Here is a 25514-nt window from a genome sequence, read left to right as displayed (position 1 = left end):
CGAGGAGAGAGCCGGTGCGGCAGGGGGTCGCCGCTGCCGGTGGGGGCTGACCGGCTACAGGTTGCTGACGATCTCCGCGTCCTCGCGCAGCTGCTCCACCAGCGCGTTCGCGGCCGCGTTCTCGTTCTCCGACTGCAGCTGCTGGGCGATCTGCTCCTCGACCTCCTCGAAGGCGGGGATCGCGGGCTGCTCCGGGCTGCCGGTCGCCGCCGCGCCGTCCTCACCCTCGGGGGCGGCCGCCTCCTGCTGCGCGACGATCTCGTCGTAGTAGGCGCGGACCTCCTCGTCGGTGGGCTCCTCGACGTCGGCCTCCTCGGCGATCAGCTTCTCGATCGAGACCTGCAGGCCGACCTCCTCGCGGACGGTCTCCTCGTCCATCCCCTGGGCGTCCAGCGCCGAGATGAACTCGTCGGTGGAGCCGAGGCCGTTGCTGGTCGCCAGCTCCTCGAGCAGGGTGTCGACCTCGTCCTCGCTGGCCTCGTGGCCGCCCTCCTCAGCCGCCTGCTCCAGCAGCGTGCCATCCACCAGGGTGTCCAGGGTGGCGGTCGACAGCTGCTCCTGGTCGACCGGCTGCCCGCCCATCTGGGCCTGGGCCGCCTGGGCCTCGAAGGCCTGGGTGAACTCGTCCTTGGTGATCTCCTGGCCGTTGACCTCGGCCACCGGGTCGGGCACGTCGGAGAGGTCCGCCCCGCCGGCCGTCCCGCCCTCCTCGCCGGCACCGGCGTCGCTGCTGACGGCCGCGTCGTCCGGCGCGGACGAGCTGCCGGCCTCGTCGGAGGTGCCGGTGCTGCAACCGGCGACGCCGGTCAGCGCGGCGGTCATGCTCGCTACCACGAGCCACTTCCTGGTGGACATCGTCAAACTCCAGACGCGTCGGGTGTGTGCGGAAGCGGTGGAACGTAGCACGCCCCGGTGGTCACGACACCCTGCCGACGTCCAGACTCCACCCAGGTCCGGGCCCGGGTCGGGCATCCCGGCCGGCACTAGGGTCCTGACATGCCCGGTGACCTGCACCTCCCGACAGCCCTGGTCGTCCTCCTCGTGGTGGCGCTGCTGCACGTGGGGTGGTGGTGGCGCCGGCGCCGGGCCGCGCGTGGCTTCCTGTCGGAGTCGGACCGGATCACCTACGAGACCCTGCGCTCCGGGGCCCAGGCGGGACGCTTCCTGCGGGCGGGCTTCACCGAGGACAACGCCGGTCGGGCGGCCCGGCACCTGCGCCAGATGCTGGGGGGCAGCGCTCTCGGCCTCTGCGACAGCCAGAGCCTGCTGGCCTGGGCAGGGCACGGCGAGCACCACGGGCCGCAGCTCCTCGAGCATGCCCGCCGGGTGCTCGAGGGGGGCGATGTGGTCGTGCTGTCCCGCGCCGACCTGGCCTGCCCCGCCCCCGAGTGCCTGGTCCGGGCCGGGGTGGTGGCCCCGCTCGTGGTGGACGACCGGGTGATCGGCGCGCTCGCGGCATACTCCCCGCGCCCCTCGGCCGGACTGGCGCGCGCGGCGGAGCAGGTCGCCACCTGGGTGAGCGGCCAGCTGGAGCTCGGCGAGCTGGACCGGGAGCGCACCCGGACGATGGAGGCGGAGCTGCGCAGCCTGCGGGCGCAGATCAGCCCGCACTTCATCTACAACTCGCTCGGCGCGATCGCCTCCTTCGTCCGCACCGACCCGGACCGCGCCCGCGAGCTGCTGCTGGAGTTCGCCGACTTCACCCGGTATGCCCTGCGCCGGGGCGGCGCGTACACCACCCTCGCCGACGAGCTGCGCAACATCGAGCGCTACCTGGTGCTGGAGCAGGCCCGCTTCGGCGACCGGCTGCGGGTCAACCTGCTGGTGGCGCCCGAGGTGCTGCCGGTGGCGGTGCCCTACCTCGCCGTCCAGCCGCTGGTCGAGAACGCGGTGCGGCACGGGCTGGCCAACAAGGAGGGCGTCGGCACCATCACCATCACCGCCACCGACCTGGGGGACCTGGCCGAGATCGCGATCGAGGACGACGGTGTCGGGTCGGACCCCGAGCTGGTGCGGCGCGCCCTGGACGGTGACCTCGGGGCCGGAGGAGGAGAGAACGACCCGGTCGGTCTGGGCAACGTCGACGCCCGGCTGCGCCAGGTCTACGGGGACGACCACGGCCTGGTCGTGGAGACCGCTCCGGGGCTGGGCACCAAGGTCACCTTCCGGGTGCCGAAGTACGCGCCCGGTGTGCACGTCGGCGACTGATCCCGCCCCTACCATGTGCTCATGCGCGCGCTCGTCGTCGACGACGAACCGCCGGCCCTCTCCGAGCTGACCTACCTGCTGGAGCAGGACGGGCGGTTCCGGGCGGTGCTCGGCGCCGGGTCGGCCACCGACGCGCTCCGGATCCTCGAGTCCGACGCCCTGGAGGCGGTCTTCGTGGACATCTCGATGCCCGGCCTGGACGGTATGCAGCTGGCCCGGGTCGTCGCCCGCTTCGCCCGCCCCCCGCTGGTGGTCTTCGTCACCGCCCACGAGCAGCACGCCGTGGACGCCTTCGCGATCCAGGCGGTGGACTACGTGATGAAGCCGGTCTCGCCGGCCCGCCTGGGGCTCGCGGTGGACCGGCTGGCGGCGGCGCTCGCCGCCCGTGTCGCCCCGGCCGAGCCGGGGGAGGCGGTCCCCCCGTCGGTGGCCGCGGCCGGGGACGGCGAGGACGAGCGCATCGCGGTGGAGCTGGGCGGCGTCACCCGGTTCATCCGCCGCTCCTCGATCCGGTACGTGCGGGCGCAGGGCGACTACGTGCGGTTGTTCACCGGCTCCGCCTCGCACCTGCTGCGGGTGCCGCTGAGCACGCTGGAGGAGCGCTGGTCGGACGCCGGCTTCGTCCGTATCCACCGCTCGACCCTGGTCAACCTCGCCCACGTCGGGCAGGTCCGGCACGGCCAGGGCCGGCTGAGCCTGGTGCTGGCGCCGGACGGTCCGGAGCTCGCCGTCGCCCGCCGGCACGTCCGCCCGGTGCGCGAGCGGGTGCTGGCGGCCGGCCGGTGAGCCTCGCCGACCCTCCTCGCGGTCCCGCCGCCGACTCACCCGGCGCACCAGGTGCTCGCGGCGCACCAGGTGGGCGGGTCCGGGTCACCTCCTCCCGGCGGGGCGCGACGACCGCCCGCCCCCGCCCGCTGGCGGACTCGCTGGTGCAGCAGACCGGCGCCGGCGAGCTCTACCTGCGCGGCCTGCTGCGGGCCCAGCTCCGGCTGGCGCTGGAGGTGCTCGGCGTCCTGGTCCTGGTGCTCGGCGGGCTGCCCCTGCTGTATGCCTTCGTCCCGGCCGTCCGGGAGGCCTCCTGGGCGGGGGTGCCGCTGGCCTGGCCGCTGCTCGCCGTGGGGCTCTACCCGGTGATGGTGCTGCTGGCCCTCCGGTACACCGGGAGGGCCACCCGCCTGGAGTCCCGGCTCTCCGCCGCAGCCCGGGAGCGCTGAGCCGTGGGCCCCTCGTCGTGACCCCCACCCTGGCCGGTGGCGCGGTGCTGCTGGTCTGCGCCATCACCGTCGCGCTCAGCGTGTTCGTGCTGCGCCTGTCCCGGCGCACCAGCGACTTCTACGTCGCGGGCCGGGCCGTGTCGCCGGCCCGCAACGCCGCCGCGATCGGCGGGGAGTACCTGTCCGCAGCCAGCTTCCTGGGGGTTGCCGGCCTCATCTACGACCAGGGCGTCGAGGCGCTCTGGTACCCGATCGGCTACACCGTCGGCTACCTGGTGCTGCTGGTGCTGGTCGCGGCCCCGTTGCGGCGCTCCGGGGCATACACCCTGCCGGACTTCGCCGAGGCACGGCTGGAGTCGCGGTTCGTGCGCCACCTGTGCTCGGTGCTGGTCGTCTTCATCGGGTGGCTCTACCTGATCCCGCAGTTCCAGGGGGCGGGGTTCACGCTGCGGCTGGTGGCGGGGGCACCGCTGTGGCTCGGGCCGCTGGTGGTGCTGGTCGTGGTGGTGCTCTCCGTGGCGGCCGGGGGTATGCGCTCGATCACGCTGGTGCAGGCGGTGCAGTACTGGGTGAAGCTGTCCGCGCTGGCGATCCCGGCCGGGGTGCTGGTCGGTGTCTGGTGGAGCACCCAGGGGCCCGGGCTGCAGGTCCCGGACGCCTGGCTGTTCCCGGCCACCCCGCACCGGGAGGACACCTACGAGCTGTACCGGACGATGTCGCTGGTGCTGGCCCTGGCGCTGGGGACCACCGGGCTGCCGCACGTGGTGGTCCGCTACTACACGAACCCGGACGGCGCCGCGGCCCGGCACACGACCGTCCGGGTGCTCTCGCTGCTGGCCGTCTTCTACGTGGTCACCGTCGTCTACGCGGTGCTGGGGCGGGCCTACCTGCCGACCCTGGAGGGTGGGGTGCGTCCGGACACGGTGGTGCTCCGGCTGCCCGCCGAGGTGGTCCCGGGGCTGGGTGCCGAGGTGCTGGTCGCGGCCCTGGCCGGCGGCGCCTTCGCGGCCTTCCTGTCCACCTCCTCCGGGCTCTCCCTCGCCGTCACCGGGGTGCTCAACCAGGACGTGGTGCGCCCGTTGCTGGCCCGCGCCTCGCACGGCGACCACTCCGAGGTCGCCGGCTTCCGGATGGCGGCGGTGATCTCGGTGGTCGTGCCCTACGCCCTGGTCGGGGTGTTCCCCGAGGTGCCGCTGGCGGCCTTCGTCACGCTCGCCTTCGTGGTCGCCGCCTCCACCTTCTTCCCGCTGCTGGCGCTGGGTGTCTGGTGGCCGCGGCTGTCCGTGCAGGGGGCCGCGGCCGGGCTGGTCACCGGCGCCGTGCTGGCCATCGGCGCGGTCGGGGTCACGGTGCTGACCGACGGCGACGCGGGGTGGCCCGCCGCCCTGCTGGCCCAGCCGGCGGCCTGGATCGTCCCGTCGGTCTGCCTGGTGATGGTGGCGGTGTCGCTGCGCACGCCGCACGGCATACCGCGGTCGGCGGGGCGCACCCTGGTGCGGCTGCACACCCCGGAGGACCTGACCGGGCACCGGTGAACGGCCGCTCGTCGCCTGCTCCCGACCGCTCGCCGCAGTCCCCGACCGCCCGTCGCACCCGCCCCTGCGAGGTCGCCGGGGGCACGGCATACTCGGTGGGACGACCCCCGAGCGAGGAGCAACGATGTCCAACGAGGGACTGTCCAACCTGCTGCACGAGGAGCGGACCTTCGCCCCCGGCGAGGAGTTCGTGGCCCAGGCGAACGCCACGGCCGAGCTCTTCGAGCAGGCCGAGGCCGACCGCGAGGGCTTCTGGGCCGACCAGGCCAGGAAGTACCTGCAGTGGGACACCGACTTCGACCAGGTGCTCGACTGGTCGCAGGCGCCCTTCGCGAAGTGGTTCGTCGGTGGCCGTCTGAACGCCTGCGTCAACGCCGTCGACCGGCACGTCGAGGCCGGTCACGGTGACCGGGTCGCCATCCACTGGGTGGGCGAGCCGGCGGACGACACCCGCGACATCACGTATGCCGAGCTGCACCAGCAGGTGCAGCGGGCCGCGAACGCGCTCGCCGACCTCGGTGTCGGGGAGGGTGACACGGTCGCCATCTACCTGCCCATGGTCCCCGAGGCAGCCGTCGCGATGCTGGCCTGTGCCCGCCTGGGCGCGCCGCACTCGGTGGTCTTCGGCGGATTCTCCTCGGACGCCCTGCGCAGCCGGATCGCCGACGCCGGCTCGAAGGTCGTCATCACCGCCGACGGCGGCTACCGCCGGGGCAAGCCCTCCGGGCTCAAGTCGGTCGTCGACGGTGCCCTGGACAGCGGCGACCACCCGGTCGAGAAGGTGCTCGTCGTCCGCCGCACCGGCCAGGACGTGGAGTGGGACGGCGACCGCGACGTGTGGTGGCACGAGGCCCTGGAGTCCGCCGACGCGACGCACGAGGCGCAGTCCTTCGACGCCGAGCACCCGCTGTTCATCCTCTACACCTCGGGGACGACCGGGAAGCCCAAGGGCATCTTCCACGCCACCGGTGGCTACCTGCTGCAGACGGCCTACACCTCGCACATCGTGCACGACATCCACCCCGAGAAGGACGTCTACTGGTGCACCGCCGACATCGGCTGGGTGACCGGGCACTCCTACATCGTCTACGGGCCGATGGCCCTGGGTGCCACCCAGGTGATGTACGAGGGCACCCCCGACACCCCGCACCAGGGCCGGTTCTGGGAGATCGTGCAGGACAAGAAGGTCTCGATCCTCTACACCGCCCCGACCGCGATCCGGACCTTCATGAAGTGGGGCAAGGAGATCCCGGAGAAGTACGACCTGTCCAGCCTGAAGCTGCTCGGCTCGGTGGGTGAGCCGATCAACCCCGAGGCGTGGATGTGGTACCGGGAGCACATCGGTGGGGGCAGCTGCCCGATCGTCGACACCTGGTGGCAGACCGAGACCGGCGCCATCATGATCTCCCCGGTCCCGGGCGTCACCCCGACGCGTCCCGGTTCGGCCCAGCACCCGATCCCGGGGATCAGCGCCGCGGTGGTGGACGACACCGGCCAGCCGGTGGCCAAGGGCGGCGGCGGCTACCTGGTCCTCACCGAGCCGTGGCCCTCGATGCTGCGCGGCATCTGGGGGGACCCGGAGCGCTACCGGGAGACCTACTGGAGCCGGTTCGAGAACCTCTACTTCGCCGGGGACGGTGCCAAGCTGGACGAGGACGGCAACATCTGGGTGCTGGGCCGGGTGGACGACGTGATGAACGTCTCCGGCCACCGGCTCTCGACCGCCGAGATCGAGTCGGCGCTGGTCAGCCACCCCAAGGTCGCGGAGGCCGCGGTCGTCGGGGCGGCAGACGAGACCACCGGCCAGGCGATCTGCGCGTTCGTCATCCTGCGCCAGGAGGCCGTCGCGGAGGCGGACGAGCAGGGTGAGGGCGGCGATCTCGTCGCCGAGCTGCGCCAGCACGTGGCCAAGGAGATCGGCGCCATCGCCAAGCCCCGTCAGATCATGGTGGTCGCCGAGCTGCCCAAGACGCGGTCCGGCAAGATCATGCGTCGCCTGCTCAAGGACGTCGCCGAGCACCGCGAGGTCGGGGACGTCACCACCCTCGCCGACTCCTCGGTGATGGACCTCATCAGCAAGGGGATGGACGACGGCTGAGCGTCAGCGGCTCTCCCAGGCGTCCGGCTGCCGCAGCAGCTCGGACACCGCGGCGGGCCAGTTCCCCGCGCGCAGCTGCGCCAGCGTCGTGCCGTCCAGGACCTGGCGCAGCGCCGCGCGGGTGGCGACCCACAGGGTCGGCAGGTGCTGCGCCTCGCCGGTGTAGGTGGTGTCGTGCGGGCGGAGCCCGCGGACCTCGGCCAGCGGGCCGTCCACCGCCCGGATGATGTCGCCCACCCGGATCTCGGCCTCGGGCCGGGCCAGCAGGTAGCCGCCGCGGGCGCCGCGCCGGGAGGTGATCAGCCCGGCCTTGCGCAGGTCGGCGACGATGGCCTCGAGGAACTTGCGGGGCAGGTCCTGGGCCTGGGCGAGGCTCTCGACGGAGACCGGCTCGCCGCGCGGGTCGACGTAGCTGCCGGTCCGCCCCTCGACCACGGTGGAGCTGGCCGCCAGCGTCAGCATGGTGCGGACGGCATACTCCGACCGCGCCGTGATGTCCATCCGCCCAGTGTGACGCACCGCGCTGCGGCACGGTCGCTTGACCAAAAGCATACTAAGAAGGCAGGATAAACAGGATATCGGGCGGATCGGCTGCCCGACCCGGTCCCGTGCGGAGTTCCCCTCATGCGTCAGCTCATCCTGCTCGGCCTCGTCGGCCTGGCCGCCCAGCTCGTGGACGGCGGCCTGGGCATGGCCTACGGCGTCACCACGACGACCCTGCTCCTGGTGCTCGGCACCAACCCCGCGGCCGCCTCGGCGACCGTCCACCTGGCCGAGATCGGCACCACCCTGGCCTCGGGGGTGTCCCACTGGAAGTTCGGCAACGTCGACTGGCGGGTGGTGCTGCGGGTCGGGGTCCCCGGTGCCGTCGGGGCCTTCGCCGGCGCCACCGTGCTGAGCAATCTGGAGACCGACGTCGCCCGCCCGCTGACCAGCACCATCCTGCTCGTGCTGGGCGTCTACCTGCTCGTCCGGTTCACCCGCTCCGGGGTGCGCACCGAACGGCTCGGCCAGCCCCTGCGCAAGCGTTTCCTCGCCCCGCTGGGCCTCTTCGCGGGCTTCCTCGACGCCAGCGGCGGGGGTGGTTGGGGTCCGGTCGGCACCCCGGCGCTGCTGGCCAGCGGCCGGATGGAGCCGCGCAAGGTCGTCGGGTCGATCGACGCCTCCGAGTTCCTGGTGGCGATCGCCGCCAGCGGTGGCTTCCTGCTGGCCCTGGGCAGCCAGGGCATCAACCCCTCGTGGGTGCTGGCGCTGCTGGTCGGCGGCGTCATCGCGGCCCCGGTCGCCGCCTATCTGGTGCGCATCGTGCCGGCCCGGATCCTCGGCGTCGCGGTGGGTGGGCTCATCGTCCTCACCAACTCGCGCACCCTGCTGACCAGCGACATGGTGGGCGCCGGCGAGCTGACCCGCACCGTGGTCTACAGCGTGCTGGTGGCGGTCTGGGTCGGGGCGGTGACGTATGCCGTCACGGCGCACCAGAAGGAGCGCCGGGCAGCTGCGCCCGAGCCCGAGCGGGTCGCACCGCCCGGATGAGCCGGGCTCAGCCCCCGAGGATCCGCTCGATGCTCCCCTGCAGCTGGGTGGCGGCGAGCCAGGCGAAGAGCGCCGCGCAGATGCCCATCAGGACGTTCACCACCGGGCCGTTGCGCCACTGCTCGGGGGTCCGCGAGGTGTTCAGGATCCACAGCAGGGTCACCGCCAGGAACGGCATGAAGAAGGCCCCCAGCACGCCGTAGGCCAGGATCAGCCAGACCGGCTGCCCGAAGAAGAGCATGATCATCGGCGGGAACGTCAGCCACAGGATGTACGCCTTGTACCAGGTGCCGCCGAGCCGGGTGCTGGGGTGGTCGGCCGGCAGCTTGCGCGCGTGCCCGACGAAGTCGGCGAACATCATCGAGACGCCGTTCCACACGCCGACCAGCGAGGACATGGCCGCCGACCAGAAGCCGACGAGGAAGATCGTGCCGGCCCAGTCGCCGTACCGCTCCTGCAGGACGTCCGAGAGGTCGAGCAGGCCCTGGTCGCCGGTCTGCACCGCGATGCCGGCGGAGTAGAGCAGCTCGGCGCCGACGATGAGGGTGGCGATGACGAAGATGCCGGTGACCGTGTAGGCGACGCCGTTGTCCAGGCGCATCACGCGCATGTGCCCGGGGGTGGTCCAGCCCTTCTCCCGGATCCAGTAGCCGTAGGCGGCCAGGGTGATGGTGCCGCCGACACCGCCCGCCACGGACAGCACGTTGACCAGGCCGCCCTCGGGGATCGAGGGCGCCAGCCCGGAGAGCAGCTCGGGGATGTTCGGCAGGGTGAGGGCCGCCGCGATCACCATCGTCACGAACATGATCCCGACCAGCGCCGCGCAGACCTTCTCGAAGAGGGAGTAGTGGCCGAACCACACCAGCGCCAGACCGATGAGGCCGGAGATGATGCCCCAGACGGTCACCGACAGGCCGGGGAAGAGGCTGTGCAGGGGGAGTCCGGTGCCGGCCATCGCCGCCGCGCCGTAGACGAAGCCCCAGATGACGATGTACGGGGCGAAGTACCAGGTCGTCCACTTCCCCAGGGTGGCCCATCCCTCGTAGATGGTCCGTCCGGTGGCCAGCGTGTAGCGCCCGGCGCCCTCCACCAGGACCACTTTCATCAGGCAGCCGACGACGACGGCCCACAGCAGCGCGTAGCCGTACTTCTGGCCGGCGATGACGGTGGCGACGAGGTCCGCGGCACCGACCCCGGTGGCGGCGACGATGAGGCCGGGCCCGACGAGGGTCCAGCCTTGCCGGTCGGGTTCGGTGGTGGTGCTCGGTGACGAAGACATGAGGGGTGTCCTACCACAGGGCACGGCGGGTGTGCGGGAGGTGGCGCTCCCGCTCAGGGCGATGCCGGGCCGGTCGGCCCGGGTGCTCAGTGCTGCTCGGGGAGCAGCTGTCGCCAGGGTCTGGACAGCCGGAACTGCCGGCCGCTGACCTCGGTGAGCGCGATCTCGACCACCACGTGCCGCTCGTCCCCCAGCCAGGGGCGGAGCCGGAGGTTGTCGGCGTCCACGGCAGCGCGTCCCTCCAGGATGCGCGCCCGTCCGCGACCGATCACGCTCCAGGCGGTCTCGCTGTCGTCGTCGACCTCGTCGATCTCGAAGGCGACGTCCCCGTGCATCACGACCCCCAGCAGCTTGGACCCCTCGATGGTGCGCAGCAGGATCCGGGAGCCGTCCGAGGCGTAGTTCACCGGCACGATGTGCACCTCGTCGGTGAGGTGGTAGGCGAGACGGCCGAACTCGTGGTCCCGCAGCCGCTGCCAGCAGTCGTCGGTGGAGAGGATCTGCATCGGCTCGCTCATGGCGACCTCCTGGGATGGGTCCGTACCACAGATTCTACTACTAATTGTCGTACATGCGTGTCCCGGTTGTGCGGGCCGAGGGAGGTCCTAGACTGACAAGACCCAAGGACGGGAGGCGCGGACGTGCCGCGAGGTCAGCGAGAGCGGGGACGGGCACCACAGGGTGCTCCGGCGCCCAGATCGCCACGGGCCGAGTCGGTCCGCAGGATCGCCACCGAGCGGGCGCCCGAGCGCGGGTCGCTGCTGGAGATCCTGCACGCGGTGATGGCCGAGCACGGGTGGGTCGCGGACGAGGACGTCCTCCAGGTCGCCGACGTGCTGAACCTCTCGGTGGCCGAGGTGCACGGGGTGGTCAGCTTCTACCACGACTTCCGTCGTACCCCGCCGCCCGCGCACGAGGTCGCGGTATGCCGCGCGGAGGCCTGCCAGGCCGTCGGTGCGGCCGCCCTGTACGCCGCCGCGCAGCAGCGGTTCGGGAAGCGGGTGGACGTCGGGGTGCGGGAGATCTTCTGCTTCGGCAACTGCGCCCTGGGCCCCACGGCCAGCCTCGACGGGGTGCTCCGTGGGCGGGTCACCGAGGCCGACCTGGCCCACGCCGAGCAGGAGTGGTCCCGGTGACGGTGGCCACGAGCGTCGTCTGGGTGCCCTGTGACTCCTCCGCCCGCGCGGTCGGGGCGGACGAGGTCGCGGCCGCGCTGGCGGCATACCCGGACGTGCGGGTGCGCCGCAACGGCTCCCGCGGGATGCTCTGGCGGGAGCCGCTGGTGGAGGTCGAGACGGACAAGGGCCGGATCGGGTATGCCGGTGTCACGGCGGCCGCGGTCGTCGACCTGGTGCGGGCCGGGATGCTGGACGGGGAGCCGGTCGAGCAGGGTGGCCAGGCCGTCGAGTTCGTCGGGGTCGTCGACGACGACCCGTGGCTGGCCCGGCAGCAACGGGTCAGCCTGGCCCGGCTGGGGCTGGCCGAACCGACCGACATCGAGGCCTACGAGGCAGGCGGCGGCTGGGCCGGGCTGCGCCGCAGCCTGCAGCTGGACCCGGCCGACGTGGTCGAGGAGCTGGTCACCTCCGGGCTGCGCGGCCGCGGCGGCGCCGGCTTCCCGACCGGCATCAAGTGGCGCACCGTGCTGCAGGCCCGGGAGCAGGGCGCCGAGCAGATCTACGTCGCCTGCAACCTGGACGAGGGCGACTCCGGCACCTTCGCCGACCGGATGCTGTCCGAGGGGGACCCGTTCACCCTGCTCGAGGGGATGGCGATCGCGGCGACCACGGTGGGCGCCACCCAGGGCTACATCTACTGCCGCAGCGAGTACCCGGACGCCGTCGCGACCCTGCGCCAGGCGATCGCGGTGGCGACCCGGCACGGCTGGCTCGGCGACGACGTGGCAGGCAGCGGCCGGGCCTTCCACCTGCAGGTGCGGGTGGGGGCCGGGGCCTACATCTGCGGCGAGGAGACCTCGATGCTGGAGTCCCTCGAGGGGCGCCGCGGGGAGGTGCGGGCCAAGCCGCCGATCCCCGCGCTCGAGGGTCTGTGGGGCTGTCCGACGGTCGTCAACAACCTGCTCACCTTCGCGGCGGTGCCGATGGTGCTGGCGCAGGGCGGCGAGGCGTATGCCGCCCGCGGCCTGGGCAGGTCGCGCGGCACCCAGATCTTCCAGCTGGCCGGCAACATCGCCCGCGGCGGGGTCTTCGAGGCCGACCTCGGGATCAGCCTGCGGGAGCTGGTCCACGACATCGGCGGCGGCACCCGCAGCGGTGCCCCGGTGCGGGCGGTGCAGGTCGGCGGCCCGCTGGGGGCCTACCTGCCGGACGACCGGCTCGAGGTCCCGATGGGCTACGAGGAGCTCGCCGAGGCGGGCGCGATGCTCGGCCACGGCGGGATCGTCGTCTTCGACGAGTCGGTCGACATGGCCGCGATGGCCCGGTTCGCGATGGAGTTCTGCTCGGTCGAGTCGTGCGGCAAGTGCACCCCGTGCCGGGTCGGGTCCACCCGCGGGGTCGAGACGATCGACCGGATCTGCGCCACCCCGTCCTCCGCGCCCGGGCGCGACCAGCTGTTCGTGCTGCTGGAGGACCTCTGCGAGACCATGACCACCGGGTCGCTGTGCGCGATGGGCGGGCTGACCCCGATGCCGGTCCGCAGCGCCATCAGCCACTTCCCGGAGGACTTCGAGAGGAGCCCGTGATGAAGCCGATCTTCACGCCCGAGCAGGCCGCCGCCCACGGGGGCATGCTGATGGACCCGACCGGAGCGGCCTACGAGCCGGAGCCGGACTACGGCACGCCCGCGGTCGAGGGGGCCGGGAGCGGGACGGTGACGCTGACCATCGACGACCGCGAGGTGAGCGTCCCGGCCGGGACCTCGCTGCTGCGGGCCGCCCGCGAGGCCGGCGTGCAGATCCCCAGCCTGTGCGCCACCGACAGCCTCAAGGCCTTCGGCTCGTGCCGGCTCTGCCTGGTGGAGGTCGAGGGCGGCAAGGGTGCCCCGGCCTCGTGCACCACCCCGTGCGCCGAGGGGGCGGTGGTGCGCACCGACACCGAGCAGGTGCGCCGGCTGCGGCGCGGGGTGATGGAGCTCTACCTGTCCGACCACCCGAGCGACTGCGCCGGCTGCGAGCGCGGGAGCTGCCAGATGCAGACGCTCGCCCGGCAGACCGGGGTCGAGCAGGTGCGCTACGGCCTGCCGGGTGGGCGGGGAGAGACCCCCACGCACACCCATGTCGACGGCGGTGCCGCCAAGGACACCTCCAACCCCTACTTCGACTACGACCCGCAGGCGTGCATCGTCTGCTCCCGCTGCGTGCGGGCCTGCTCCGACGTGCAGGGCACCTTCGCGCTGACCGTGGAGGGCCGCGGCTTCGACTCCCGGATCGCCCCGGGGCCGGGCGACTTCTTCTCCTCCGAGTGCGTCTCCTGCGGCGCCTGCGTGCAGGCCTGCCCCACCGACGCGCTCGCCGAGAAGTCCCTGGTCAGCCTGGGTATGCCGAAGCGCGTCGTGGAGACCACCTGCGCCTACTGCGGGGTCGGCTGCACCTTCCGTGCCGAGGTCACCGACACCCGCGCCGCTGACGGCACCCAGAAGACCGACGTGGTCCGCATGATCCCGCTGAAGGCGGGCAAGGCCAACGACGGGCACAGCTGCGTCAAGGGACGCTTCGCCTACGGCTACGCCAACCACGAGGACCGCCAGCTGTCCCCGATGGTCCGCGACTCGATCGACGACGAGTGGCGCGAGGTCGGCTGGTCGGAGGCGATCGACCGGGTCGCCCGCGGCTTCCTGGACATCCGGGAGCGCCACGGGGTGGGCTCGATCGGCGGCATCTCCTCCTCCCGGTGCACCAACGAGGAGGTCTACGTCGTCCAGAAGATGGTGCGGGCGGCATTCGGCAACAACAACATCGACACCTGCGCCCGGGTCTGCCACAGCCCCACGGGCTACGGGCTGAACCAGACCTTCGGCACCTCCGCCGGCACCCAGGACTTCGCCTCCGTCGAGGAGACCGACGTGGTGCTGCTGATCGGTGCCAACCCCACCGACGCGCACCCGGTCTTCGCGTCCCGGATGAAGCAGCGGCTGCGTCAGGGCGCCCAGATCGTCGTCGCCGACCCGCGCCGGATCGACCTGGTGCGCTCCCCGCACGTGGAGGCGGCATACCACCTGCCGCTGCTGCCCGGCTCGAACGTCGCCTTCGTCAACGCGCTCGCCCACGTGGTCGTCACCGAGGGGCTGCACGACACGGAGTTCCTGGCCCGGCGCTGCGAGGACGTGCAGGCATACCTGGAGTTCATCGCGGACCCGGAGAACAGCCCGGAGGCCACGGCGGCGGCCACCGGTCTGGACCCCGAGCAGGTGCGGTCCGCGGCCCGGCTCTTCGCGGCCGCCCCGAACGGGTCGATCTACTACGGGCTGGGCGTCACCGAGCACAGCCAGGGCTCGACGATGGTGATGGGGATGGCCAACCTGGCCATGATCACCGGCAACATCGGCCGGGCCGGGGTCGGCGTGAACCCGCTGCGCGGCCAGAACAACGTGCAGGGCTCCTGCGACATGGGGTCCTTCCCGCACGAGCTGCCCGGCTACCGGCACATCTCGCTGCCGGCGGTGCGCTCGATCTTCGAGGACCTGTGGGGCGTCACCCTGGACCCGGAGCCCGGACTGCGGATCCCGAACATGTTCGACGCCGCGATCGGGGGCAGCTTCAAGGGACTCTTCGTGCACGGCGAGGACATCGCCCAGTCCGACCCGAACCTGCACCACGTGCGGTCGGCGCTGCGCTCGATGGAGCTGGTCGTCGTCCAGGACCTGTTCCTCAACGAGACCGCGCGGTACGCCCACGTCTTCCTGCCCGGCAGCAGCTTCCTGGAGAAGGACGGCACCTTCACCAACGCCGAGCGGCGCCTCGGCCGGGTGCGACCGGTGATGCCGAGCGTCGTCGGCAAGGACGAGTGGCAGATCGTCTGCGACATCGCCACATCGATGGGCTACCCGATGGGGTATGCCTCCGCGGCGGAGATCATGGATGAGATCGCGGCCACCACGCCCACCTTCGCCGGGGTGAGCTTCGCCCGGCTGGACGCCGAGGGGTCCATGCAGTGGCCGGTGGACGACGCCGCACCGCAGGGCACCCCGACGATGCACGTGGACGAGTTCGTGCGCGGCAAGGGCCGGCTGGTGCCGACCGTCTTCGTGCCGACCACCGAGACTACGAACCGTCGCTTCCCGCTGATCCTCACCACCGGGCGGATCCTGTCCCAGTACAACGTGGGTGCCCAGACGCGGCGCACCGCGAACTCGACATGGCACGAGCAGGACGTGCTGGAGATCCACCCGGCGGACGCCGAGCTGCGGGGCATCCACGACGGGGACCGGGTCGAGCTGGCCAGCCGGGTCGGGGCGACGTCGCTGACGGCGGTGGTCTCGGAGCGGATGCAGCCCGGCGTCGTCTACACGACCTTCCACCACCCGGTGACCGGCGCCAACGTGGTCACCACCGAGAACTCGGACTGGGCGACCAACTGCCCGGAGTACAAGGTCACCGCGGTCCAGGTGGCGGTGCAGAACGCCGGGCCGCCGGAGGACCGGGTGGAGCTGCCCGCCGACCTGCGGATGGGCAACGACATCGCCCGGGCGATGGCGCATCTGCCGCCGGAGCGGGCCGCCGAGGAGATCGCCACCCACCTGCGCAAGTTCTGGGACCCCCGGATGCGGGCCGGCATCGTCGCCCGGGTGCAGCGCGGCGAGCAGATGGACCCGTTGCTGCGGGCCGGTGTCGAGTTCTACCGGCAGGGTGAGATCGACCGGGCCGAGGTCGCCGAGCCCTCCGGTGGCTGAGTCGTCAGCCGTGGGTCGGTCGACCTGCGGCACGCCTACCCGGGCCCAGCACCACTCGTAGGCACCCGTCGTCCTGATGTCGTGCTGCACGGCCGCAGCAGGACGACTACTGCGTACGGGTGGTGGGCTCGACGGCCGGGACCGCCTCCGCCGGGGCAGCCGTGGCGCGGCGGTGCCAGGCCCACAGCAGTGCACCGAGCACGGCGAAGCCGGCGCTGGTCAGCGCCGTCGTCAGCAGGCTGCCGGTGACCAGCGGCACGATGGCCCCGGCCAGCAGGGCGTTGAAGACGAGCGTGGCGAAGGAGGCCATCGAGGCCGCCGACCCGCGGTCGTGCGGGAAGAGGTCGAGCATGGCCAGCTGCAGCACCGGGAAGGCGACGCCGATCGCGATCCCGGTGGCGGCCGGACCGAGCACCACCCAGGGCAGGCTGGGCACCAGCGCGGCCAGCCCGACGTTGAGGCCCGCGGCGACCAGCAGGCCCACCATCACCACGTCCAGCATCCGGTCGGTGTCCACCCGGCCCGCGAGCCGGTTGGTCAGCATCGATCCGATGACCATGCCGCCGATCATCGGCACGAAGAGCATCCAGAAGTCCTGCTCGCCCTTGCCCAGCAGGTCGACGACGACGATCGGGGCGGCCACGACGTAGAGGAAGTAGGACGCGAAGGTGAACGCCGAGCAGAAGGCCAGCCGCTCGAAGCGACCGGAGCGGGCGACCCGCCACAGGCCCTCCACGACGGTGCCGACCCGGAGCGGGCGCCGGTCCTCGGGCGGCAGCGTCTCGGGCAGCACGGTCGCGGTGAGCAGCGCGGCCAGCAACCCGTAGCCGGCGACGAACCAGAACACCCAGTGCCACGGCCCGAAACGCAGGATCTCGCCGCCGATGACCGGCGCGATCGCCGGTGCCACGGCGAAGATCATCATCACCCGGGCCATCAGCCGCTGCGCCTCGGCGCCGGAGAAGAGGTCGCGGATGACGGCCCGGCTGACGATCGTCGCGGCCCCGGCGAACAGGCCCTGCGCAGCACGGGCCACCAGCAGCACCGTCAGCGACGGCGCCAGCGCGCACACGACGGAGGCGACGACATACCCCAGGAGCCCGCCGATCATCACCGGCTTGCGGCCCAGGGCGTCCGAGATCGGCCCGTGGAAGATGCTCATCACCGCGAAGCTGAGCAGGTAGACGCTGGTGATCTGCTGCAGCGCCGCGGTGTCCGCGTCGAAGTCGCGGCCGATCGCCTCGAACCCCGGGAAGATGGTGTCGATCGTGAACGGCCCGATCATCGCCAGCGAGGCCAGCGTCGTGGTGAGCAGCAGGGTCGCTCGGGTGGGGGTGACGATGCCGGCGCGGGGAGTCTTCGGCGGGTTCGACGTCACCGGCTCACGGTAGCCCGGCGCCGGTGGGGGGTGCTCGTCGGACAGGACATCCCGGCTCCCCGGACTACCATCGACAGCGGGCCCGGCCCCGTGCCCCACCCGAGAAGTCCAGCAGAAGGAGCCACGCTTGAGCGTCACCGGCATGGGAGCGATCCCGATCGAGGGTGGGTATGCCTTCCGCGTGTGGGCACCCCACGCCACCGCGGTGCACGTGGTCGGGGACGCGAACGACTGGGACGCCGACCGGTGCCCGATGGAGCACGAGGGCAACGGCAACTGGTACGCCGAGCTGCCCGGGGCGCAGATGTGGCAGCAGTACCAGTACGTCGTGACAGCCGGGGAGGAGCGCGTCCACCGGATCGACCCCCGCGCCCTGGCGGTGACCAACTCGGTCGGCAACGGCCTGCTCTACGACCACGGTGCCTTCGACTGGGAGGGTGACGACTTCACCCCACCCCGGCAGCACGAGATGGTCATCTACGAGACCCACATCGGCAGCTTCGTCGACACCCCCGACGGTGGACCGGCCGACCTGAACGACCTGTCCGGCAAGCTCGACTACCTGGTCGGCCTGGGCGTCAACGCGATCGAGCTGATGCCGCTGATGGAGTTCGCGGGTGACTACTCCTGGGGGTACAACCCGGCGCACATCTTCGCCGTCGAGTCGACCTACGGCGGCCCGGACGCGCTGAAGTCCTTCGTCCGGGAGGCGCACAAGCGTGGCCTCGCGGTCATCGTGGACGTGGTCTACAACCACTTCGGTCCCTCGGACCTGCCGACCTGGCAGTTCGACGGCTGGTCCGAGAACGGCAAGGGCGGGATCTACTTCTACAACGACCACCGCTCGGCCACCCCGTGGGGCGACACCCGGCCGGACTACGGACGCCCGGAGGTCCGCGACTTCATCCTCGACAACGCGCGGATGTGGCTGGCGGACTACCACTGCGACGGGCTCCGTCTCGACATGACGCCCTACATGCGGCGGGTGGAGGGCACCCACGGCGACGAGATCCCCGAGGGCTGGGAGATGATGCGCCAGGTCGGGGAGATGGTGCGCACCGAGTTCCCCCGGCACCTGGTGATCGCCGAGGACCTGCACAACGAGGCCGCCGTGACCTCCACCGAGGAAGGTGGGGCTGCCATGCACGCCCAGTGGGACAGCCAGTTCGTGCACCCCGTGCGCGAGGCCCTGATCACGATCGACGACGCGAACCGGTCCGTGCCGGCCGTCTCCGCCGCGCTCACCCACCAGTACCAGAACCCGTTCGACCGGGTGGTCTACACCGAGTCGCACGACGAGGTCTCCAACGGCAAGGCGCGGATCACCTCCGAGGTCGAGGGGGAGAACCCGAGCGGCTGGGACGCGCAGAAGCGGGCGACCCTGGGTGCCGCCCTGGTGCTGACCGCCGCGGGTATGCCGATGCTCTTCCAGGGGCAGGAGTTCCTGGAGGACGAGTGGTTCCGGGACACGGTGCCGCTGGACTGGGACCGCGCCTGGGCGTTCCGCGACATCACCCAGATGTTCCGCGACCTGATCCGGATGCGGCTCAACCTGGACGGGCGCACCGCCGGGCTGAGCGGGCCGCACACCACCGTCGTCGTCGAGGACGACGAGGAGAAGCTGCTGGCCTACGTGCGGTCCTCCGGCGACGGTCAGCACGTGCTGGTCGCGATGAACCTGTCGGCGCAGGCCGTGCAGCAGGAGGCCGAGCTCCCGGCGGGGGTGTGGCAGCTGCAGTTCAACAGCGACGCCCAGGCCTACAGCCAGCTGTTCGGGGACCACCCCAGCGGTGACATCGACGCCACCGACGGGACCGGGGTGCTGGACGTCGGGCCGTACTCGGTGGTGGTGTACACGCCCGCCTGAGCGGGCACGCCCCGGGGAACATCCGGCCTGTCGGCTGGGCGACGGTCACCCGGTGGGTCGGCGGATCAGTCTCCCGGTGTCGGGGCGCATGCCGTTCTCCAGCCCCCAGCGGACCGCCTGCGAGCGTCGGGTGACCCCCATCTTGCGGTAGGCGGTGCGGATGTAGGTCTTGACCGAGTTGATCGACAGGTAGGTGCGCAGGGCGATGTCCTGGTTGGTCAGCCCCTGCGTGATGAGGGCGACGATCTCGGACTCGCGGGCGGACAGGCCGTGGGCCCTGCCCGGCCAGTCGCCGGGGGCGTGCCCGGGCTCCGGGACCCGGAAGCTCGTCTGCGGGGCGACCACGACCTCACCGGCCGCGACCCGCTCGAGGGCGCTCACCAGCTCGGCTCCGCTGATGGACTTGCCGAAGTAGCCGCGGCACCCCTTGGCCAGGGCCGTCTCCACCAGTGTCGGCTCGACGTTCCAGGTGTAGACGACCACCGCACCGGGGTCATCGCTGGCGAGCACGTCGTCGAACTCCTCGCCATGGACCTGCGGCTCGGAGAAGGTGTCGTAGAGGGTGACGTCGACCGGGCTCGCGACCTCTACCTGGGCACCCAGCTCGACGACCGCGATGCGGTGGTCGAAGGGGGCGAGCATGGCCTCCAGGCCGCGAACCACGACCTCGTAGTCGTTGATCAGGGCGACGCGGAGCGGCTTGCCGGTGTCCATGCGTGTTGAGGCTATCGGCGCCGCCGCCTCGAGGCCAGGTGAAGTGACGTGCACCATACTGATCACCACCCCAAAGGATGTGGTCGCCTGTCAGTTGAACGGTCTACTATTCAGCCCGTGCCAGGGACCCTCGCCGTGCTGACGATGACGCGCGCGCACCACGATGCGCTGCTCGGCCAGGTGGATGGGCTCTCCGTCGGGTCGGTGCCCCCTGACCTGCACGTCGTGATCTCCATGGGGGATCGCGACCTCACCCGCGGACGACTGCCCCTCGGCACGGACAGATGGCGCACGGTGGTCCGGCCCGTCCCCACGGACCGCCGTGCGCTCCCGTACGCGGCGGCGCGCAACCTGGCCGCCGAGATCGCGATCGAGGAGGGCGCGCAGATCCTCGTCTTCCTCGGCGGGGGCGTGCTCCCCGGCCCGCGGACCCTGGAGCGCTACGTCACCGCGGCGACCGAGGGCGCCGCGGCTGCCGGCACCAGCGGGCCCGTCGTGTGGTCCGGGCCGATGCTCGACCTGCCCCCCGTGGAGAACCCGGCGGTCGGCTACCCGTTGCGGACCCTGCACGAGCTGGGCAGGCGCACCCCGGGTGCCCCCGACCTGGCGCCGGGCCAGTACCGGCGGGACGACCGGTGGCACCTCTTCTCCCCGGACGTCTTCGCGATGAGCGCCGAGGACTTCACCGCGGTCGGCGGGTTCTGCCCCGACTACACCGGCCCCGGGCTGGAGGCCTTCGACTTCGGGACCGTGGTCTCCGGGCACGGCGGGTCGCTGGTCTGGGTCGGCGGGACCGAGGTCTACCGCCAGCCGGAGGACCGGCTCAGCCCCGAGCAGGAGGTCAAGCACGCCCTCGCGCACACGAAGGTCTGGCGGGAGCGCTGGGGCGCCGAGCCGGGGAGCCCCTGGTTGACCCGACTGGTCGGCGAGGGTCTGCTGCGCCAGGACCGCAGCGGGCGGATCGCCGCCGGCTGAGCCGGGCCAGGCACACTGGTGCCATGAGCGCACCGGCACCACGGGTCGAGCCCGGCCCACCGCTGACCTCCGCCCAGGTCTCGCGCTACTCCCGCCACCTGCTGGTCCCCGGGATGGGCCTGGAGGCCCAGCGCCGGTTGCTGGCCGCACGGGTGGCCGTGGTGGGCGCCGGCGGGCTGGGCAGCCCGGTGATCGCCTACCTGGCGGCAGCCGGGGTCGGGCACCTGACGGTCATCGACGACGACGTCGTCGACGTCACCAACCTGCAGCGGCAGGTCATCCACCGCAGCGACGCGGTCGGGACCGCCAAGGGTGAGTCGGCCGCCGGCTTCGCGCGGGGGCTGAACCCGGACGTGACGGTGGCCGTGCGGCATACCCGGATCGACGCGGACAACGCGACCGAGCTGCTGGCCGGGCACGACGTCGTGCTCGACGGGGCCGACAACTTCCCCACCCGGTATGCCGTCTCGGACGCCTGCGTCGAGCTCGGTATCCCGATGGTGTGGGCCGCGGTGCTGCGCTTCGACGCGCAGGTGGCGACCTTCGTGCCGGGCGTGCCGGACGCCGTGTCGCTGCGCGACCTCTTCCCGGTCCCGCCGCGACCCGAGCACGTGCCCAGCTGCTCCGAGGCCGGGGTGCTGGGTGCCCTGGTCGGGCAGGTGGGCTCGATCATGGCGGCCGAGGCGGTCAAGCTGATCTGTGGGTTCGGGGAGCCGCTGGTCGGGAGGGTGCTGCTGATCGACTCGCTCACCCAGCGGACGCGGGAGATCCCCCTGCGCCCGGCGGGTGCGGTGCTGGCGCCGGTGGAACGGGAACCGGTGCGCGACGTCGTCCCGCTGCGCGAGCTGTCGCCCACGGACGTCCGCGACCTGCTCGCCGGCTCACCTCCCCCGCCCACCGGCCCTTCCCCTTCCCCACCGAGCGTCGCCCGTGGTTGCTCTCAGGGCGACCAGACGTCGTCTGTGGTTGCTCCGCCGGTCCTCCTGGACGTCCGGGAACCGGCCGAGCACGAGCTGGGCACGGTCCCCGGGGCGCTGCGGGTCCCGGTCGGGGAGGTCCTCAGCTGGGACGGGCTCGACCAGCTGCCCGAGGGCCCGGTCGTCGTCTACTGCAAGGCAGGCCCGCGGGCCGAGCGCGCGGCCGCGCATCTGGTGCGGCTGGGGCACCCGGACATCAGCGTGATGTCGGGCGGCATGCTGGGCTGGATCGAGCAGGTCGACCCGAGCCTGCCGACGTACTGAGATGGGTGCTCAGTCGTCCGTGGGTCCGTTCGACACCCCCTCCGGTATGCCCACCGCCGCGCCCACGGTCGACCTGATCGTCCTCGCCGGCGGGCGTGGTGAGCGGCTCGGCGGGCAGGACAAGGCCGCCCTCGTGGTCGAGGGCCGCAGCCTGCTGCAGCGGGTGCTGGCCGCCGGCCCCGACCTGGGCGGACGCGTGGTGGTGGTCGGTGACACCCCGGTGCCCGAGGGCATAGCGCAGACGAGCGAGGAGCCGCCCGGGGGCGGGCCTGCTGCCGGGATCGGTGCCGGGCTGGACGCGCTGGTCAGGCTCGCGGACGGTTCCGAGCCCGCGGTATGGGTGGCGGTCGCCGCGGTCGACCAACCCCGCGCGGCGCCGGTGCTGGCGGAGCTGCGGCGACACGTCGCACAGCTGCCCGCCCAGGTCGACGCCCTCTGCCGGCGCCATCCGGACGGGCGCCGGCAGTGGCTGCTCGCGATCTACCGTCGTACGGCGCTCGTGGCGGCACGGGCCCGGCTCGACGTCGAGCAGGGGGCGTCGGTCCGTTCGCTGGTCGAGGACCTGGCCTGGCGCGAGGTCCACGGGCCGGCGCAGGACCTCGGGGACGTCGACACCTGGGAGGACCTGGCCCGGTGGGGCGGGAACGCGCCGCCGCGCGTGCGGCCCGCTTCGGTGGAGGACGTCACCGCCATCGCGTCCGTGCGGGTCGCCGCCTGGCTCGTCGCCTACCGGGACCTGCTGCCGCCACCGCTCCTCGACCGCCTGGACGTCCCGAGCGAGGCGGCCAACCGGAGGAGGGCTTGGGATGAGCAGCATGCCGACGCGAGGGTCGCCGAGCTCGTGGCGGAGATGAACGGGGAGGTGGTCGGGTGGGCTGTCGCCGGCCCGTCGCGTGACGACTCCCACCGTGGCGAGGGGGAGCTGCTCGCGCTGTACGTCCGTCCCGAGGCGTGGGGTACGGGGGCCGGGCACCGGCTGCTGCTGGCGGCGCAGGCGCACCTGCGCGCGCACGGCTTCGGCCGGGCATACCTCTGGGTCCTGGAGGGGAACGAGCGGGCAGCCAGCTTCTACGAGCGACACGGGTGGCACGAGGACGGTGCGACGCAGCTCGATCGCCGCGGCGAGTACGTCCTGAACGAGCGGCGACGCGTGGTCAGCCTGGGGTGAGCCGGTCTGACACACTGCCGGTATGGCGACGGTGAGGTATTTCGCGGCGGCCGCGGAGGCCGCAGGCACGGAGAGCGAGCGGGTGGAGGCGGCCGACCTCGGCGCGCTGCTGGCGGACCTGCGGGAGCGGCACGGCGCCGAGCTGACCAGGGTCCTCGAGCTGAGCTCGGTCCTGCACGAAGGTCAGTACGTCTCCGACCCGCAGCTTCCCCTGGCGCAGGACGCCGTGCTGGACGTCCTGCCGCCCTTCGCCGGCGGCTGAGGGCAACCACGGGCGACGCCCGGTCGCTCTGAGGGCAACCACGCGCGACGCTCGGTGGGTGTGAGAGCAACCACAGGCGACGCTCGGTCGGGGAGTGGTCAGCCGCCGATGGCGCTCATCGGGCGGGGCGGCTGCAGGAAGTCGGGCTGGTTGATCCCGTGGCCGGGGAGCTTCCCGGCGATCGAGGAACGCAGCAGCGCCGCGAGCTCGTCGTCGGAGGCGCCCTCGCGCATCGGCGTACGCAGGTCGGTCTCACCGGTCGCGAAGAGGCAGTTGCGGATCATCCCGTCGGCGGTGAGCCGCACCCGGTCGCAGCTGCCGCAGAACGGCATCGTCACCGAGGCGATCACCCCGACCGTGGCCGGTCCGCCGTCCACCATGAAGAGCTCGGCGGGGGCGCTGCCGCGTTCCTCCGGCGTCTGCGGCGTCAGCTCGTGGGCGGTCCGCAGCTTGGCCAGGATCTCCTCGCCGGTGAGCATCTGGCTGCGGTCCCACCCGTGCTGGGCGTCCAGCGGCATCTGCTCGATGAAGCGCAGCTCGTAGCCGTGCTCGAGGGCGAAGTCGAGCAGTGCCACCACGTCGGCCGCGTCGTCGTTGACCCCGCGCATGAGCACGGTGTTGATCTTGACCGGGACCAGGCCCGCGTCGGCCGCCGCCCTGATCCCGGCGAGCGTGCCGTCCAACCGGTCCCGCTTGGCGAGCGCGATGAAGACGTCCCGGCGCAGCGTGTCGAGGCTGACGTTCACCCTGGTCATCCCGGCCGCGAGCAGGGCGGGCGCGTTCTTGTCCAGGCCGATCCCGTTGGTCGTCATCGAGATCTCCGGGGCCGGGTCCAGCGCCGCCATCCCGGCGACCACGTCCACCAGGTCCCGGCGCAGCAGCGGCTCGCCACCGGTCAGCCGGACCTCCTCGATCCCCATCGAGACCGCGACCCCGGCCAGGCGGACGACCTCCTCGGTGCTGAGCATGGTGGGCCGCGCCAGCCAGGGCACACCTTCCTCGGGCATGCAGTACGTGCAGCGCAGCGAGCACCGGTCGGTGACCGAGATCCGCAGGTCGCGGTGCACCCGGCCGTAGCGGTCGACCAGCGGGTCGCGCATCGCCGCGGCCGGCATCAGTGGTCGCCCCCGCAGATCTGGGAGAGCACGTGCGGCAGCAACGGGCCGATGATCTCCATCCCCTCCTCGACGGCGGACGGCCGTCCCGGCAGGTTGATCACCAGCGTCCCCCCGACGCCGCGCTCGGCGGGCCAGTCGACGACGCCGACCACCCCACGCGAGACCGCCGCGAACGGGGTATGCCGGGTCCCCTCCCGGCGCAGGTGCTCGGCCATCCCGGGGTTCTCCCGGGTGATGACCAGCCGGGTGCCCTCGGGAGTCAGGTCGCGCAGGCCCATCCCGGTGCCGCCGGTGCTCACCACCAGCCGGGCGCCCGAGTCCACGGCCCCGCGCAGGGCCTCGGCGACCGACTCGACCCCGTCCGGGACCACGACGGTGGAGGTGACGTCATACCCCTGGTCCTGGAGGGCGGCGAGCAGGAGGGCGCCGGAGGTGTCCTCGCGGCGGCCGGCGGAGCTGCGGTCGGACACCGTGATCGCCACGGCAGGGCGCCGCGGCGCTGCGGGCTGATCAGTACTCATCGTGCGAGTCTACGGACGCATCACAGCAGGCGCCTGATGGCCCGGTCCGCGGCGGTCAGGAAGCGGAGCACCACGGCGCGCTCCTCGGGCGTCATGTCGGCGTCGATCCGGGCCAGCTCGAGGAACATCGGCATCAGGTGCCCCATCAGCTCCTCGCGCCCGCTCGCGGTGCAGATCACCGCGGTCCGCCGGCGGTCGGTGGGGTGCGGCTGCCGCTCGACGTGCCCACGAGCCTGCAACCGGTCGACGATGCCGCTCATCGCGGCGGTCGTCACGCCCAGCCGGGCCGCCAACTCGCTGGGGCCGACCGGGGTCTCCATCACGTGCTCCAGCACCGCGACCTCGGTCTGGGTCAGGCCGGCGCGACGGGCGAGCGCAGGGTGCACGCGGTGGCCGGTGTCGAGCACCGTGCGCAGCATGTCCAGCATCTCGCTGCGCTCCCACTGGGCGACCCACTGGCTCTGCGGGTCCCCGGTGTGCGCGGAGGCCCCGTGCGTGCTATGTTCTGTCACGAACTTGCTCACTTAGTTAGGTAACTGCCTGACGACCACCC

23 protein-coding genes are annotated in these 25514 nt (G+C 72.4%); 14 read left to right on the top strand and 9 right to left on the bottom strand.

The features are described from left to right. Positions 1 to 54: 54 nt before the first annotated feature. On the bottom strand, positions 55 to 834 hold the full coding sequence (locus ACI3EY_RS13875) for a SurA N-terminal domain-containing protein (RefSeq protein WP_405036806.1): 780 nt from the start codon (positions 832 to 834) through the stop codon (positions 55 to 57). A 162-nt stretch (positions 835 to 996) separates the two neighbouring features. Here ACI3EY_RS13875 and ACI3EY_RS13870 point away from each other — a divergent pair, with 162 nt between their 5' ends. The 5 genes from ACI3EY_RS13870 (at position 997) to acs (ending at position 7055) form a co-directional block, all read left to right on the top strand. Continuing rightward, positions 997 to 2208: a histidine kinase gene (locus ACI3EY_RS13870; protein WP_405036805.1), complete on the top strand. Its 1212-nt coding sequence runs from the start codon at positions 997 to 999 to the stop codon at positions 2206 to 2208. 21 nt (positions 2209 to 2229) lie between these two features. Continuing rightward, on the top strand, positions 2230 to 2994 hold the full coding sequence (locus ACI3EY_RS13865; RefSeq protein ID WP_405036804.1) for a LytR/AlgR family response regulator transcription factor: 765 nt from the start codon (positions 2230 to 2232) through the stop codon (positions 2992 to 2994). Next, positions 2991 to 3422, top strand: coding sequence for a hypothetical protein (locus tag ACI3EY_RS13860; protein WP_405040783.1), 432 nt, complete (start codon positions 2991 to 2993; stop codon positions 3420 to 3422). The genes ACI3EY_RS13865 and ACI3EY_RS13860 overlap by 4 nt, the downstream gene beginning before the upstream one ends. Positions 3423 to 3439: 17 nt before the next feature. After that, positions 3440 to 4957: a sodium/solute symporter gene (locus ACI3EY_RS13855; protein ID WP_405040782.1), complete on the top strand. Its 1518-nt coding sequence runs from the start codon at positions 3440 to 3442 to the stop codon at positions 4955 to 4957. Between the two features lie 124 nt (positions 4958 to 5081). After that, positions 5082 to 7055, top strand: a complete 1974-nt coding sequence (gene acs / locus ACI3EY_RS13850) for an acetate--CoA ligase (RefSeq protein ID WP_405036801.1) — start codon at positions 5082 to 5084, stop codon at positions 7053 to 7055. Between the two features lie 3 nt (positions 7056 to 7058). On the opposite strand, the gene ACI3EY_RS13845 is transcribed toward acs, so the two are convergent. Continuing rightward, a complete protein-coding gene (locus tag ACI3EY_RS13845) occupies positions 7059 to 7556 on the bottom strand; it encodes an RrF2 family transcriptional regulator (protein WP_405036800.1) in 498 nt (165 codons plus the stop codon). A gap of 123 nt (positions 7557 to 7679) precedes the next feature. On the opposite strand from ACI3EY_RS13845, the gene ACI3EY_RS13840 reads away from it, so the two are divergent. Next, positions 7680 to 8588 (top strand): sulfite exporter TauE/SafE family protein, encoded by a 909-nt coding sequence (locus ACI3EY_RS13840; RefSeq protein ID WP_405040781.1) that lies wholly within the window; start codon positions 7680 to 7682, stop codon positions 8586 to 8588. A 7-nt stretch (positions 8589 to 8595) separates the two neighbouring features. Here ACI3EY_RS13840 and ACI3EY_RS13835 read toward each other — a convergent pair whose 3' ends face one another. Then, positions 8596 to 9867, bottom strand: a complete 1272-nt coding sequence (locus ACI3EY_RS13835; protein ID WP_405040780.1) for an Nramp family divalent metal transporter — start codon at positions 9865 to 9867, stop codon at positions 8596 to 8598. Between the two features lie 86 nt (positions 9868 to 9953). After that, positions 9954 to 10385: a pyridoxamine 5'-phosphate oxidase family protein gene (locus ACI3EY_RS13830; RefSeq protein WP_405040779.1), complete on the bottom strand. Its 432-nt coding sequence runs from the start codon at positions 10383 to 10385 to the stop codon at positions 9954 to 9956. Between the two features lie 123 nt (positions 10386 to 10508). Between ACI3EY_RS13830 and ACI3EY_RS13825 the strand changes: the two genes are divergently transcribed. The 3 genes from ACI3EY_RS13825 to fdhF are packed head-to-tail and all read left to right on the top strand — an operon-like array spanning position 10509 to position 15717. Then, positions 10509 to 11003 carry an NAD(P)H-dependent oxidoreductase subunit E gene (locus ACI3EY_RS13825; protein WP_405040778.1) on the top strand — a complete coding sequence of 165 codons (495 nt, stop codon included), beginning with the start codon at positions 10509 to 10511 and terminating at the stop codon, positions 11001 to 11003. Then, complete coding sequence (locus tag ACI3EY_RS13820; protein ID WP_405040777.1) at positions 11000 to 12571, top strand: NADH-ubiquinone oxidoreductase-F iron-sulfur binding region domain-containing protein; 1572 nt, start codon at positions 11000 to 11002, stop codon at positions 12569 to 12571. Before ACI3EY_RS13825 ends, ACI3EY_RS13820 begins: the two co-directional genes overlap by 4 nt. Continuing rightward, positions 12571 to 15717 carry a formate dehydrogenase subunit alpha gene (fdhF, locus tag ACI3EY_RS13815; RefSeq protein ID WP_405040776.1) on the top strand — a complete coding sequence of 1049 codons (3147 nt, stop codon included), beginning with the start codon at positions 12571 to 12573 and terminating at the stop codon, positions 15715 to 15717. The genes ACI3EY_RS13820 and fdhF overlap by 1 nt, the downstream gene beginning before the upstream one ends. Before the next feature lie 106 nt (positions 15718 to 15823). Here fdhF and ACI3EY_RS13810 read toward each other — a convergent pair whose 3' ends face one another. Further along, complete coding sequence (locus tag ACI3EY_RS13810; RefSeq protein WP_405036792.1) at positions 15824 to 17095, bottom strand: multidrug effflux MFS transporter; 1272 nt, start codon at positions 17093 to 17095, stop codon at positions 15824 to 15826. Positions 17096 to 17222: 127 nt separating this feature from the next. Here ACI3EY_RS13810 and ACI3EY_RS13805 point away from each other — a divergent pair, with 127 nt between their 5' ends. After that, positions 17223 to 18962 (top strand): alpha-amylase family glycosyl hydrolase, encoded by a 1740-nt coding sequence (locus tag ACI3EY_RS13805; protein ID WP_405036791.1) that lies wholly within the window; start codon positions 17223 to 17225, stop codon positions 18960 to 18962. 45 nt (positions 18963 to 19007) lie between these two features. Here the strand turns inward: ACI3EY_RS13805 and ACI3EY_RS13800 are convergent, their stop codons facing one another. Beyond that, complete coding sequence (locus tag ACI3EY_RS13800; RefSeq protein ID WP_405036790.1) at positions 19008 to 19676, bottom strand: response regulator transcription factor; 669 nt, start codon at positions 19674 to 19676, stop codon at positions 19008 to 19010. 117 nt (positions 19677 to 19793) lie between these two features. On the opposite strand from ACI3EY_RS13800, the gene ACI3EY_RS13795 reads away from it, so the two are divergent. The 4 genes from ACI3EY_RS13795 to ACI3EY_RS13780 are packed head-to-tail and all read left to right on the top strand — an operon-like array spanning position 19794 to position 23322. Next, entirely contained in the window at positions 19794 to 20651 is an 858-nt protein-coding gene (locus ACI3EY_RS13795; protein ID WP_405040775.1) for a hypothetical protein, read from the top strand. A 23-nt stretch (positions 20652 to 20674) separates the two neighbouring features. Next, a complete protein-coding gene (locus tag ACI3EY_RS13790) occupies positions 20675 to 21892 on the top strand; it encodes a ThiF family adenylyltransferase (protein WP_405036788.1) in 1218 nt (405 codons plus the stop codon). Position 21893: 1 nt separating this feature from the next. Next, positions 21894 to 23060, top strand: coding sequence for a GNAT family N-acetyltransferase (locus ACI3EY_RS13785; protein ID WP_405040774.1), 1167 nt, complete (start codon positions 21894 to 21896; stop codon positions 23058 to 23060). Positions 23061 to 23082: 22 nt separating this feature from the next. Continuing rightward, positions 23083 to 23322 (top strand): MoaD/ThiS family protein, encoded by a 240-nt coding sequence (locus tag ACI3EY_RS13780; protein ID WP_405040773.1) that lies wholly within the window; start codon positions 23083 to 23085, stop codon positions 23320 to 23322. A gap of 98 nt (positions 23323 to 23420) precedes the next feature. On the opposite strand, the gene moaA is transcribed toward ACI3EY_RS13780, so the two are convergent. Genes moaA through ACI3EY_RS13765 form a run of 3 tightly spaced genes read right to left on the bottom strand, consistent with a single transcriptional unit; the run spans position 23421 to position 25485 of the window. Then, positions 23421 to 24437, bottom strand: coding sequence for a GTP 3',8-cyclase MoaA (gene moaA / locus ACI3EY_RS13775; RefSeq protein WP_405036785.1), 1017 nt, complete (start codon positions 24435 to 24437; stop codon positions 23421 to 23423). Further along, a complete protein-coding gene (locus ACI3EY_RS13770; RefSeq protein WP_405040772.1) occupies positions 24437 to 24961 on the bottom strand; it encodes a MogA/MoaB family molybdenum cofactor biosynthesis protein in 525 nt (174 codons plus the stop codon). The genes moaA and ACI3EY_RS13770 overlap by 1 nt, the downstream gene beginning before the upstream one ends. A gap of 20 nt (positions 24962 to 24981) precedes the next feature. Next, positions 24982 to 25485 carry a MarR family winged helix-turn-helix transcriptional regulator gene (locus ACI3EY_RS13765; RefSeq protein WP_405040771.1) on the bottom strand — a complete coding sequence of 168 codons (504 nt, stop codon included), beginning with the start codon at positions 25483 to 25485 and terminating at the stop codon, positions 24982 to 24984. Positions 25486 to 25514 lie beyond the last annotated feature (29 nt).

This window comes from Serinicoccus shuyuelongi (assembly GCF_045032955.1).
Lineage (GTDB): Bacteria > Actinomycetota > Actinomycetes > Actinomycetales > Dermatophilaceae > Ornithinicoccus.
The sequence above is the reverse complement of the archived record's forward strand: the minus strand, read 5'-3'. Positions and strand labels throughout refer to the sequence as shown.